Raw genomic sequence first — 12,275 nt, 5'->3', positions numbered from 1 at the left:
TTTGAATTCAATCACTTGCGCTAGAAGCAACTCAAGTTGCTCGCTAGCGGGAGGCGAATAATACAGGATCAAAACAGGTGGTCAACCCCCGTGTGAAAATTCTTTTCCATACTCAACAGGCCAGGTCGCGTTTGCGAAAACTACCCCCCGTACCGGCTATATAAGGTAGCAATCATCCAATCACCCCCGCATAGATCGCTCGATCAACATTTCCCCCGGATAGAATCACACCGACCGTTTTCCCCTCCCGCCTTTCATGCTCCTGCATCAAGGCCGCCAACGCGGACGCGCCCGCCCCTTCAGCAAGGTTATGGGTATCGGTGTAATACACGCGCATGGCCTCGGCGATTTCATCTTCGCTTACCGAGACGATCCGCGCTGCCCCCTTCCTATAAATGTCGAACGCCTCGGCAACAGGCCTGCGCACGGCAAGGCCGTCGGCAAAAGTGTTGGCCGACGCGGTTTCACAGATCGTTTTCGCTTCGAAAGACAGTTTGGCGGCCATTGCTTCCGTCGACACCACCCCTACTACCTCGGTACTCAGGCCCAACACATCCCGGGCAGCAATCACACCGCAGATTCCCGAACCACAGCCGATGGGTACATAGACGGTGTCCAGCTCTGGCGCTGCACTGAACAGCTCAAGCGCATACGTCGCAACGCCCTTGACCAGTTCGGCATGAAATGGCGGCACCAGGTACAAGTCATGTTCCTGCGCCAGGCGAGCAGCCTCTTCGCGAGCTTCATCGAAGTCACGCCCGTACTCGACCACCTCACCGCCGAACCCGCGCATGGCGTTGTTCTTTTCCTGCGAGTTGCCCTGTGGCACAACGATCAATGCCCTCAGCCCCACGGCACTGGCTGCCAGTGCAAGACTTTGGCCATGATTGCCACGCGTCGCAGAAACGATGCCTTTGACGCTCGGGTACTCACGGCGCAGCCAGTTCATGAAGGTAATGCCGCCGCGCACCTTGAAGGCACCGGTCGGCGTGTGGTTTTCGTGCTTGACCCAAACGGTGCATCCCAATCGCTCGGCCAGCAGAGGCCAGCGATACTGGGCGGTAGCTGGCATCACCTGGTAAACCTGGCGAGCAGCGTGTTCGAGGTCATCGCGACTGAGTGTATGCATGAGCGTCTCCTTGGCTTTGCCCCAGTCTAGGCACGCAGGCGGCGCGTCGGCTTTCAAAAAACGAACCTGACTTTTATGCCATCCCTTCACTACTATGACGCTCATGAGTCATCGAAACCGTCAGCACATCACACCCCTTGCGGAACCGGTCCGTCGCATCGAGGCAGGTTCGTGGACGATCGAATTGCTGCCCGGCGCAGCCTACTCGGCACGCTACGTGGCGACCCAGTCAGCGATTGGCTTTGCCTTCGACAGCCAACGCGGCCTGCATGCCATCGGTACTGACCGGGTACGTCCCTTCGACGCGATGCCCAATGGCCTGGCGTTTGTCCCGGTCGGCTGTGATGTGTTGTCCGAGTCCCCCGTGGGCGGTGAATACCTGCGGGTCATCCGCACCAAAGGGGGTGTGTTGGCCGGAGATCGGCCATTCAACAACCGCATCGACCCGCAGGCCATTCTTCTTGCCCAGCGAATGCGCAGCGCGCTGTTGCAGCCCAAATGGGACGATGACTTGGAAACCTGGGCGCTTGCGCTGGCTGAGCGCGCCGCAGTTCAGGACGTGCCAGTGCACCGCGGCTCGATCACCGACAGCCGAATGCGAAGGCTGGATGAGTTCATTGACGCAGGTCTCAATGGCCCGCTCGATGTACTGTCGATGGCACACCTGCTCGAATTGTCCGAAGGCTATTTCACTCGCGCCTTCAAACAAGCCACGGGCAAAAGCCCCCATAGCTATTTGATCGACCGGCGCCTGGCCAGGGCTCGGGCGATGATATGCGACGGGAAAACGGCCTTGTCGCAGGTCGCCCTGGCCTGTGGATTCAATTCCCAGGCGCACCTGGCAAGCGCCTTCAAACAACGACTTGGCGTGAGTCCGGCACAATTACGCAAAAGTACTTGCCACAGCGCCAGCACCGGTAAAAAACATCCGTCGTGATCGCTGTCTTCTGATCCGAAAAATCACGCCCACAACCCTTCGGGTCGTGTTCTGCAATGCCGATTGCACGTCGTTCATGCAGGCTGCACGACCTCCCTCAGCCCTGCTATCGCACAACCCCTGATCCAGACGCCTTTGGCCGAGACGCGCGACTGGCATGGCAAATGCGTTGTTCTTCGGGAATCCACGGCGCCGAGAGACATCGGACTGTGTTCTAACCCTGAATAGCAGAGGCAACCAACATGAACGCGATCGACCTTCTGAAAGCCGACCACGAGAAAGTCAAAGGGATTCTGAGCCAACTCAGCGAATCGACGGACCGGGCCCTGAAAAAACGTGTCGAGCTACTGGGCAAACTGGAAATGGAGATCTCGATCCACACCCGACTCGAAGAGGAAATCCTTTATCCGGCCTTCAAGGAAGCCGGCACCAAGGAACAGGACATCATGTACTTCGAAGCCAAGGAAGAGCACCGCACCGTGGATTCGCTGGTACTGCCAGACCTCAAACTGACTGATCCGGGTACGCCCGAGTTCGCTGGCCGGGTCAAAGTGGTCAAGGAGCTTCTGGAGCATCACATCGAAGAGGAAGAAACCGAGATGTTTCCGCAGGCAAAAAAACTCCTCGGCAAAGCGAAGCTCGATGAACTGGGCGAACAAATGGAAGCAATGAAAGCCAGCTACAAAAAAGAAATGATGGCCGGCAACGTGGCGGCGTGATGCTCCCGAAACCCAGAAAGCCCGGCATCTGCCGGGCTTTTCTTTGGGTTGATATCACGCTCGAGTCCCGCGAATTTTCATCCGCCCGCCGGTGGCATTCAAACGCCGTTGTGTGGTGTGCTGTTCGTCATGAGCCCGCTGTTCCCATTCGGGCTCACAACATTCCGGCCATTAACCGATGAGGTCCGTTTCATGAGCAATACGTCTTACGTGCCACCCAAGGTCTGGAAACACAGCGCGCCTTCCGGCGGCCAATTCGCCAATATCAATCGCCCGATTGCCGGGCCGACGCATGAAAAAAAGCTGCCGATCGGCAAGCATCCGCTGCAGCTCTACTCGCTGGCCACGCCCAATGGTGTGAAGGTGACCATTCTGCTCGAGGAATTACTGGCGCTTGGCTACACCGACGCTGAATACGATGCCTGGCTGATCCGCATCAACGAAGGAGACCAGTTCTCCAGCGGTTTTGTCGAGATCAACCCCAACTCGAAAATTCCGGCTTTACTGGACCGCAGCGTGGAGCCGGCCATTCGCGTGTTCGAATCTGGCTCGATCCTGTTGTATCTGGCGGAGAAATTCGGCGCCTTCCTGCCCTCCGATCCGGCGGGTCGCACCGAAACCCTGAACTGGCTGTTCTGGCAAATGGGTGCTGCGCCGTATCTGGGCGGTGGCTTCGGGCATTTCTATGCGTATGCGCCGGAAAAACTCGAATACCCGATCAATCGATTCACCATGGAAGCCAAGCGTCAGCTGGATGTACTCGATCGCCGCCTGAGCGAAAGCCCTTACCTTGCCGGCAACGACTACACCATCGCCGACATAGCGGTCTGGCCGTGGTACGGACAACTGGTGCGCAACAATGTGTACTCCGCCGCCGAGTTTCTGAGCGCCCATGAATACACCCACGTGCAGCGCTGGGCGCAAGAGATTGCCGAACGACCTGCGGTTATTCGCGGCCAGCGCGTCAACCGGACGTGGGGCGATGAAGCGAGCCAGGTTCCGGAGCGACATCAGGCGAGCGATCTGGATTGACATTGGCCTTATCCGATACAGCGCCTGTAGCCTCCGGCATCAGGCGTTGTGTCTGATAAATCGCTCCCACCGCCCCACGGACCGCTACGCTTTATTTCCAGGTGTCAGCGGCCCAGCGATGAAAGTGCGACACCCGACCTCGAACAACAACGGAGGGTCGTCCACCCGCATGAACATTCTCTACGACGAACAGGTCGATGGCGCCTTGCCCGACGTCGACAAAGTCGCGCTTCTGCAAGCCCTGCAGCACCAATGGCCAGACCTGGACGTGCTGCATCAGCGCGAGGAACTGAAACCGTACGAGTGCGATGGCCTCTCGGCCTACCGCACCACGCCGCTGCTGGTGGTACTGCCACGGCATATCGATGAAGTTCAGGGCGTGTTGCAGATCTGCCATGAACGACGGGTGCCGGTGGTGGCCAGGGGCGCGGGGACCGGTTTGTCCGGCGGTGCTTTGCCGCTGGAAAAAGGCGTGCTGCTGGTGATGGCGCGCTTCAACAACATCCTGCAGATCGACCCAAAGGCCCGCACTGCACGGGTTCAACCCGGTGTGCGCAACCTGGCGATTTCCCAGGCCGCCGCGCCGTTCGGGCTGTATTACGCACCTGACCCTTCCTCGCAAATCGCCTGCTCAATCGGCGGCAACGTGGCGGAGAACGCCGGTGGTGTGCATTGCCTCAAGTACGGCTTGACCGTGCACAACCTGCTCAAGGTCGAGATCCTCACCGTCGATGGCGAACGCCTGACGCTGGGGGCGGACGCACTGGATTCCCCCGGTTTCGACCTGTTGGCGCTGTTCACCGGTTCCGAAGGCCTGCTCGGGGTCATCACCGAAGTCACGGTCAAACTTTTACCCAAACCGCAGACGGCCAAAGTGCTGCTGGCGGCGTTCGACTCCGTGGAAAAGGCTGGCCGCGCCGTGGCGGATATCATCGCGGCCGGCATCATTCCCGGTGGCCTGGAAATGATGGACAACCTGGCGATCCGCGCTGCCGAAGACTTCATCCACGCCGGTTATCCGGTGGATGCCGAGGCCATTCTGCTTTGTGAACTCGATGGCGTTGAAGCCGATGTCCACGATGATTGCGCGCGGGTCCGGCAAGTGCTCGAACACGCCGGCGCCACCGAACTGCGCCAGGCCCGAGACGAGGCCGAGCGCGTGCGATTCTGGGCCGGGCGCAAGAATGCCTTCCCTGCCGTGGGCCGGTTGTCGCCGGACTATTACTGCATGGACGGCACCATCCCGCGCCGCGAGTTGCCTGGCGTACTGCATGCGATTGCACAGCTTTCAGCCGAATACGGCCTGCGAGTCGCCAACGTATTCCATGCCGGCGACGGCAACATGCATCCACTGATTCTGTTCGACGCCAACCTGCCCGGCGAGCTGGAGCGTGCCGAAGCGCTGGGTGGCAAGATCCTCGAACTGTGCGTCAAGGTCGGCGGCAGCATCACCGGAGAACACGGCGTGGGCCGGGAAAAAATCAACCAGATGTGCGCGCAGTTCAACAGCGATGAGCTGACCCTGTTCCACGCCGTCAAAGCCGCGTTCGATCCCGGCGGCCTGCTCAACCCCGGCAAAAACATTCCGACCCTGCACCGCTGCGCCGAATTCGGCGCCCTGCACGTACACCACGGGCAACTGCCCTTCCCCGAACTGGAGCGGTTCTGATGGGCGACGCGATGGATTTCGATGACAGCGCCGCGCTGCTCGAACAGGTCAACCGGGCACTGGAAAACGCTACCCCGCTGCGCATCCAGGGCGCCAACAGCAAGGCGTTTCTCGGGCGCATCGTCGGTGGCGAGATTCTCGACACTCGCGCCCATCGCGGCATCGTCAGCTACGACCCGACCGAACTGGTGATCACCGCACGCTGCGGCACTCCACTAGTGGAACTGCTGGCCGTGCTGGACGCTTCGCAACAGATGCTGGCGTGCGAACCACCCGCCTTCGCCGACGATGCCACGGTCGGCGGCATGGTCGCCACGGGCCTGTCCGGGCCGCGTAGGCCCTGGTCGGGATCGGTGCGCGATTTCGTGCTGGGCACGCGAATCATCACCGGTCATGGCAAACACCTGCGCTTCGGCGGCGAAGTCATGAAGAACGTCGCCGGTTATGACCTGTCACGCCTGATGGCCGGCAGTTACGGCTCGCTCGGGGTGATCACCGAAGTCTCGCTCAAGGTGCTGCCCAAACCGCGAGCGTGCCTGAGCCTCAGCCTGGAAATGACCGGTGATCAAGCTTTGCAGCGTCTGGCCGAATGGGGCCAACAACCGTTGCCGATCAGCGCCGCGTGTCACGATGGCCGGCAATTGCACTTGCGCCTGGAGGGTGGCGAAGGTTCGGTGGCGGCCGCCCATGATCGCCTTGGCGGCGAGCCGCTCAACAGTTCGTTCTGGGCCGATCTCAACGAACAACACCTGGGCTTCTTCGACGAAGACCAACCGCTCTGGCGTCTGTCCGTGCCGCTGAACACGCCGCCGCTGAACCTGCCCGGCGAGCAGTGGCTTGACTGGGGAGGCGCGCAACGCTGGCTCAAATCGACGGCCGAAGCTGCGGTCATTCGCAAAGTGGTCGACGAAGTCGGCGGGCATGCGACCTGTTATAGCCACGGTCTGATCGACGAGCCGTTCCATCCTCTGGCGCCCGCCCTGCTGCACTATCACCGCCAACTCAAACGACAACTCGACCCCCGGGGCATTTTCAATCCCGGGCGTCTGTACGCGGAGCTTTGAGCCATGCAGACCACCCTCAGCCCGCAAGCCCGGCAACTGCCCCGCGCCGAAGAGGCCGAAAGCATCCTGCGCACGTGCGTTCATTGCGGATTCTGCAATGCGACCTGTCCGACTTATCAATTGCTCGGCGATGAACTGGACGGCCCGCGCGGACGCATTTACTTGATCAAGCAAGTGCTTGAGGGCAACGAAGTCACGGCGAAAACCCAGCAACATCTGGATCGCTGCCTGTCATGCCGCAACTGTGAAACCACCTGCCCTTCCGGCGTGGACTATCACAACCTGCTCGACATCGGCCGAGCGGTGGTGGACGCCGCCGTCCCGCGTCCGCTCGGGCAGCGCCTGTTACGTGAAGGGCTGCGAAATATCGTGCCCAATCCACGGTTGTTCAAAGGGTTGATCAACGGCGGTCAGATGTTGCGCAGATGGTTGCCCGACGCCTTGCAAGACAAGCTGCCACGCAACGCGGTAATGCCTGCATCAGATCCTGGCATCCGCCATGCCCGGCAGGTGCTGATGCTGGAGGGTTGCGTGCAACCGGGCCTGTCACCCAACACCAATGCCGCAGCGGCGCGGGTGCTGGATCGTCTGGGCATCAGCGTGATTCCTGCCCGCGAGGCTGGCTGTTGCGGCGCGGTGGATTATCACCTTGACGCCCAGGCCACCGGCCTTGAGCGCGCCCGCCACAACATTGATGCGTGGTGGCCGGCCATCGAACAGGGTGCCGAGGCGATCGTGCAGACCGCCAGCGGTTGTGGTGCGTTCATCAAGGATTACGGGCATTTGCTTCGCGCCGATCCAACTTATGCCGAAAAGGCCAAAGCCGTCAGCGCGCTGGCAAAAGATCTGGTTGAGGTGCTGCGCGAAGAGCCGCTCGAATCCTTAGGCATTCACGCCAATCAACGTGTGGCTTTCCATTGCCCCTGCACTTTGCAGCACGCGCAGAAACTTGGCGGTGTGGTGGAGTCGGTGCTGGTCCGACTGGGCTTCGACCTGACTGCCGTCCCCGACGCTCATCTGTGCTGCGGCTCGGCAGGTACTTACTCGATCACCCAACCGGCGCTGGCCAGGTCACTGCGCGACAACAAACTCGCTGCGCTGGAGAGTGGTCATCCCGAGATCATCGCCACCGCCAACATCGGCTGTCAGGCACACCTCGACGGCGCCGGCCGCACGCCCGTCAGGCACTGGATCGAACTGGTGGACGCGCATTGCCGCTGTATGTCCGGAGTGCCTGCTACCCTTCAAGCGGTGGCGCAGACAAGTCTTCCTGACGGATAAAGATGTGGCCTGCATCGCGCACCAACTGCCGCCACTCGGAAGCGTTGATAAGTCCCTGCTCCAGCATCTCGTCGGCCCCCTTGAGCAACTCATCGTATTGATCCTGAGGGTCGAGCTGCTCCCGGGACTGTGTTGCCAGATTGCGCCAGGCCGACAGGGACTCTTTTTTGCGTTGATCAAACATATCGAATGCCTCGCGAAGATGACATCGGGTAGAGCCGGTTCGGTTCTGCGTCGTTCGATACATGCGACGAGTGGAAGGCAATGCGGTTGCGGCACTCAATGTTCGTTATGAGCTAATAACCCCTTCATTAAACGGTCGCTCAAACGTTGTACTAGGATAGGATCCAAATTTCCCGATTTGAGGTCGCCGGCCAAGGATATCCGCAGGAGACTCGGGAAAGCGCAATTCCCCCATTGCTACTCATGGATGAAACACATGAACTCACACCTGTTCCCTCACATCGGCAAAGTCATCGCCAGCACCGGCAGCCGGCATTTTCCGCGGATGCTGCACGACCTGATCCTCACCCAACTGGCCGTGGATGCCACACACATCCGGCAGATGCGCGTGGAGCCGGTCGCACGTACGCAACCGCGCACCGAGCCGGAATGCCCCAAAGAGGCAACCCTGACGGCCGAGACGGTGTATTCCGAACTGAGCACCGATCCCGGCAACAGTGACGTGCCCGCCCCCGAACCCTCCACGGTCACCGATGCTTCGCAGTTGCACCTGACCCGGCGCAAGGACGGTTACCGTTATGTGATTTCCGTGTACCGCTGCGGACCGTCGAAGCGCTTCTCCGCGCGCGAGCGCAGTCTGTTGCAGGACATCTCCCCGGTGTTGCTGCCGATGGTGGAAAAGCACATCCACGCGCTGCAACCGGCGAGTGCGGATCCCGAGGCGCAAGCCGCAGCGACCGAAGCATCGCTGCAAGGACTGGAAACCCTGCGCCTGCGTTTTTGCGAACGCGTGCAGCAACTGGGCCTGAGCCTGTCCAACCGTGAACTGGAAGTGTGCGTCGGTCTGCTGGCCGGGCGCACCGCGCCTGAACTGGCCGAGCAATTGCAACTGAAGGTCAATACCGTCGAGAGCTACCTCAAACGTGCTGCCATCAAACTGGGAATCAGCGGCCGCCATTCGCTGATGCGCTGGATGTATTCACCTGAAGACTGCCCGGCCGCCTGCGACCCGTCCAACGCGGCCTGATCGATCACACGCCGGTAAAAAACCGCCGTCCTGCCAGGGACGGCGGTTTTTTTCATGTCCGGCCCTCAGTCCCGCGCCAACGCCTCGATCGGGTCGAGCCGCGATGCATTGCGCGCCGGCACAAAGCCGAACACGATGCCGATCAGCGTCGAGCAGATCACCGCCGTCAACACCGAGCTCAACGAGAACACCATTTCCCATTCCTTGATGAACAGCGAAAACAGGTGGCCGATGGCGTAACTCAACGAGATTCCAATCGCCCCGCCCAGCAGACAGACCATCACCGCCTCCACCAGAAACTGCTGACGAATGTCCGACTGCCGCGCCCCGACCGCCATTCGGATACCGATCTCGCGGGTCCGTTCGGTGACCGACACCAGCATGATGTTCATCACCCCGATGCCGCCGACCACCAGCGAAATCACTGCAATCAGCGATAGCAATAGCGCCAGTGAGCGGCTGGTTTTCTGCACCGTCTGCATGACACTGTCGAGGTTGTTGGTGAAGAAATCCTTGGTGCCGTGGCGCTGCAGCATCAGCTTGTTGACGTTGTCCTCCACGACCTTGCTCGGTTGGCCGTCCTTGATCCGCACGCTGATGCTGTCCAGGTAGCGCTGGCCCAACAGTCGACCGGCTGCGGTTTCGTAAGGCACCCAGACATTGAGCGACTTGCTCGACGAGAAAATGTTCTTCTTTTCTGCTGCCACACCGATCACGGTGCACGGCAGGTTGCCGATCAGGATCACCTGTCCCAGCGGATCGACTCCCTCGCCGAATAACCGTTGGCGGGTGTTGTGATCGATCACCACCACCTGCGCCTGGCGTCGGGCATCGTTTTCGCTGAACGCAATGCCCGACTCCATCTTGATTCCGCGCACCTGGAAGTACAGATCGCTGACCCCGTTGACCTGCGCATCGAGGTCGATATTGCGATAGCGCAGCAACAGATTGCGCCCGACCACCGGCGTGGCGCTGTCGACGTAGTACAGCTGGTTGAGCGCCGTTACATCCGCCGGCACCAGGGTTTCGATGGCCGCCGAACGGCTGTCGCCGAAACTGGTGCCGGAATAGATATCGATGGTGTTGCTGCCGATGGCCTGAATGTCCTTGAGTACATAGCGCTTGGCTCCTTCGCCGATGGCCGAAATCGACACCACCGAGGTGATGCCGATGACGATCCCGAGCATGGTCAGCAGTGTGCGCATCCGATGGGAAATCAGCGCGACCCAGGCCATGTTGAAGGCCTCCTTGAACAACCCGAGGCTGGCCACCAGACGCCGCGCCCCCGTGGATTTGGGGACCGCGTCCTCATTGCTCAATGCCGTGCTGTCGCGCTCGTTGCGACGGTCGCTAAGGATTTCGCCGTCACTGACCTCAATGATGCGCTCGGCATTGGCCGCGACCTTGGGGTCATGGGTCACCAGAATCACCGTGTGCCCGGCCGCGTGCAGCTCCAGCAGGATGCGCATCACCTCCTTGCCACTGGTGGTGTCGAGGGCGCCGGTCGGCTCGTCCGCGAGGATCACTTCGCCGCCGTTCATCAGGGCCCGGGCGATACTGACCCGCTGCTGCTGACCGCCCGACAGCTGGCTCGGGCGATGGGTCAGGTGCCCTTCCAGCCCAAGGCGCGCCAACAATTCACGGGCTCGCGCATGACGTTGTGGTTCCGGCGTGCCGGCGTAGATTGCCGGCATCTCGACGTTGTGCATCGCGCTCAAGTGCGGCAGCAAGTGGTAGCGCTGGAAGATGAAGCCGAAATAGTCGCGACGCAGTTCGGCCAGCGCCTGACTGTCCAGATCGCGGGTTTCCCGGCCGTTGATCCTGTAGCTGCCGGCCGTAGCGTAATCGAGGCAGCCGAGGATGTTCATCAGGGTCGATTTGCCGGAACCCGAGGCGCCGATGATCGCGACCATTTCCCCGGCATTGATCGTCAGGTTGATGTTCTTCAGCGCGAGGAATTCGCGATCGCCAGCCGTGAAGCTGCGGCTGATGCCGGTCAGTTGCAGCAGAGGTTCGCTCATGCTCATGCCCCTGCCACTTTCGTCACCGGATCACCGATCACCACCCGGTCGCCTTCGGCCAGGCCTTCGTTGACCTGCACCTTGACGTTGTTGTTGATCCCGGTCTGCACATTGCGCGACTGCGCCTGGCCCTTGGCGTCCAGCACCCGCACCGGGAAGCTGCCATCGCTGTTGCGTGGGCCCAGCGCGGCGACCGGAATCGTCAGCACCGATTTGGCGGTGTCGAGCACCACCCGCACCTGAGCGGTCATGGAAATACGCAAACGGTGATCGGGATTCGGCACCTCGAACAGCGCGTTATAGAACACCGCGGTGTTCTGCTTCGGCGTGCCGGCGGGCGGGGTTTCGAGGAAGTTCTGCGGCGCAGGCTCAGTGCCGCGCAGTTTGCCGTAATAACGTTTGTCCTCACCAAGAATGGTGAAGTACACCTCCTGCCCCGGTGCAATGTGAATGACATCGGCCTCCGACACCTGAGCCTTGACGGTCATGGTGTCCAGGTCCGCCAGTTTGAGCAGGATCGGCGCCAGCTGGTTGGCGATCACGGTCTGGCCTTCCTGGGTCACGATGCCCACCACATCGCCGTCGATGGGCGCGACGATCCGCGTGTAGGCCAGATTGACCTTGGCCGTGTCGATCTGGATATGCGCACTCTTGATCTGCGCGTCCAGCGACAACAGATTGGCCTGCTGCACTTCGTAGTTCGATTGCGCGGTTTCGAAATCCTGCCGCGAGATCGAGGCGTCTTCCTGCAGATTCTGATAGCGCTCGTAGATGGCCTTGGTCTGGCGCAGCTGAGCCTGCGTCGCCCGGCGCTGGGCTTGCAGATTCTCCTCATCGACCTGTGCCTGACGCAGGGTGTTCTGCAGCACCAACGGATCGATTTCCGCCAGCCACTGGCCCTTCTTGACCTTGTCGCCGACCTTGACCTTCAGCGACTTCAACTGCCCCGAAACCTGGGCACCGACGTCCACCTGCTTGATGCCCTCCAGCAAACCGGTGGCCAGCACTGCGTTTTCAATGTCAGCGCGTTCGACCGTGGCGGTCAGGTATTGCGGTGCCTCGGCCGGCGCCTGCACCGTGTAGAACACCAACCCGGCCACCAGCGTCAACGCGATTCCCAGACCGACTTTGCGCACCTTCGACTGTTCCATAAATGACCACAATTCCGTTCAGGGTTGAGCCCGGCCAGCGGCCGGGTTCCAGGATAAACACT

General features: G+C 60.8%; 11 protein-coding genes. 7 read left to right on the top strand and 4 right to left on the bottom strand.

The features are described from left to right. Positions 1-172: 172 nt before the first annotated feature. Positions 173-1,129 (bottom strand): threonine dehydratase, encoded by a 957-nt coding sequence (locus ACEN93_RS28490; protein WP_074687884.1) that lies wholly within the window; start codon positions 1,127-1,129, stop codon positions 173-175. A gap of 94 nt (positions 1,130-1,223) precedes the next feature. Here ACEN93_RS28490 and ACEN93_RS28485 point away from each other — a divergent pair, with 94 nt between their 5' ends. From ACEN93_RS28485 to glcF, 6 genes are all read left to right on the top strand, one after another. Beyond that, positions 1,224-2,066 (top strand): helix-turn-helix transcriptional regulator, encoded by an 843-nt coding sequence (locus ACEN93_RS28485; protein ID WP_495610812.1) that lies wholly within the window; start codon positions 1,224-1,226, stop codon positions 2,064-2,066. A 242-nt stretch (positions 2,067-2,308) separates the two neighbouring features. Next, a complete protein-coding gene (locus tag ACEN93_RS28480) occupies positions 2,309-2,785 on the top strand; it encodes a PA2171 family ribosome-binding persister protein (protein WP_039770748.1) in 477 nt (158 codons plus the stop codon). Between the two features lie 192 nt (positions 2,786-2,977). Beyond that, on the top strand, positions 2,978-3,817 hold the full coding sequence (gene yghU, locus ACEN93_RS28475) for a glutathione-dependent disulfide-bond oxidoreductase (protein ID WP_495610811.1): 840 nt from the start codon (positions 2,978-2,980) through the stop codon (positions 3,815-3,817). 169 nt (positions 3,818-3,986) lie between these two features. Next, the gene (gene glcD, locus ACEN93_RS28470) at positions 3,987-5,486 is read left to right on the top strand and encodes a glycolate oxidase subunit GlcD (protein WP_495611569.1); all 1,500 of its coding nucleotides are present in this window, start codon (positions 3,987-3,989) and stop codon (positions 5,484-5,486) included. Continuing rightward, entirely contained in the window at positions 5,486-6,550 is a 1,065-nt protein-coding gene (gene glcE / locus ACEN93_RS28465) for a glycolate oxidase subunit GlcE (RefSeq protein WP_134333556.1), read from the top strand. The genes glcD and glcE overlap by 1 nt, the downstream gene beginning before the upstream one ends. A gap of 3 nt (positions 6,551-6,553) precedes the next feature. Continuing rightward, positions 6,554-7,831, top strand: a complete 1,278-nt coding sequence (glcF, locus tag ACEN93_RS28460; protein WP_495610810.1) for a glycolate oxidase subunit GlcF — start codon at positions 6,554-6,556, stop codon at positions 7,829-7,831. On the opposite strand, the gene ACEN93_RS28455 is transcribed toward glcF, so the two are convergent. Continuing rightward, entirely contained in the window at positions 7,788-8,015 is a 228-nt protein-coding gene (locus ACEN93_RS28455) for a hypothetical protein (protein ID WP_134333558.1), read from the bottom strand. The genes glcF and ACEN93_RS28455 overlap by 44 nt on opposite strands. A 255-nt stretch (positions 8,016-8,270) precedes the next feature. On the opposite strand from ACEN93_RS28455, the gene ACEN93_RS28450 reads away from it, so the two are divergent. Then, a complete protein-coding gene (locus tag ACEN93_RS28450) occupies positions 8,271-9,041 on the top strand; it encodes a helix-turn-helix transcriptional regulator (RefSeq protein ID WP_074687879.1) in 771 nt (256 codons plus the stop codon). A gap of 65 nt (positions 9,042-9,106) precedes the next feature. Here ACEN93_RS28450 and ACEN93_RS28445 read toward each other — a convergent pair whose 3' ends face one another. Next, positions 9,107-11,062 (bottom strand): MacB family efflux pump subunit, encoded by a 1,956-nt coding sequence (locus ACEN93_RS28445; protein WP_085667792.1) that lies wholly within the window; start codon positions 11,060-11,062, stop codon positions 9,107-9,109. Between the two features lie 2 nt (positions 11,063-11,064). Next, the gene (gene macA / locus ACEN93_RS28440) at positions 11,065-12,213 is read right to left on the bottom strand and encodes a macrolide transporter subunit MacA (RefSeq protein ID WP_074687877.1); all 1,149 of its coding nucleotides are present in this window, start codon (positions 12,211-12,213) and stop codon (positions 11,065-11,067) included. Between the last annotated feature and the right edge of the window lie 62 nt (positions 12,214-12,275).

It is taken from the genome of Pseudomonas sp. Pseusp21 (assembly GCF_059492145.1).
This window is presented reverse-complemented; position numbering and strand designations above follow the sequence as displayed.

Coding starts and splice junctions, on each gene's coding strand:
- ACEN93_RS28490 (WP_074687884.1), bottom strand. CDS start 1,129: ATGCATACACTCAGTCGCGATGACCTCGAACACGCTGCTCGCCAGGTT.
- ACEN93_RS28485 (WP_495610812.1), top strand. CDS start 1,224: ATGACGCTCATGAGTCATCGAAACCGTCAGCACATCACACCCCTTGCG.
- ACEN93_RS28480 (WP_039770748.1), top strand. CDS start 2,309: ATGAACGCGATCGACCTTCTGAAAGCCGACCACGAGAAAGTCAAAGGG.
- yghU (WP_495610811.1), top strand. CDS start 2,978: ATGAGCAATACGTCTTACGTGCCACCCAAGGTCTGGAAACACAGCGCG.
- glcD (WP_495611569.1), top strand. CDS start 3,987: ATGAACATTCTCTACGACGAACAGGTCGATGGCGCCTTGCCCGACGTC.
- glcE (WP_134333556.1), top strand. CDS start 5,486: ATGGGCGACGCGATGGATTTCGATGACAGCGCCGCGCTGCTCGAACAG.
- glcF (WP_495610810.1), top strand. CDS start 6,554: ATGCAGACCACCCTCAGCCCGCAAGCCCGGCAACTGCCCCGCGCCGAA.
- ACEN93_RS28455 (WP_134333558.1), bottom strand. CDS start 8,015: ATGTTTGATCAACGCAAAAAAGAGTCCCTGTCGGCCTGGCGCAATCTG.
- ACEN93_RS28450 (WP_074687879.1), top strand. CDS start 8,271: ATGAACTCACACCTGTTCCCTCACATCGGCAAAGTCATCGCCAGCACC.
- ACEN93_RS28445 (WP_085667792.1), bottom strand. CDS start 11,062: ATGAGCGAACCTCTGCTGCAACTGACCGGCATCAGCCGCAGCTTCACG.
- macA (WP_074687877.1), bottom strand. CDS start 12,213: ATGGAACAGTCGAAGGTGCGCAAAGTCGGTCTGGGAATCGCGTTGACG.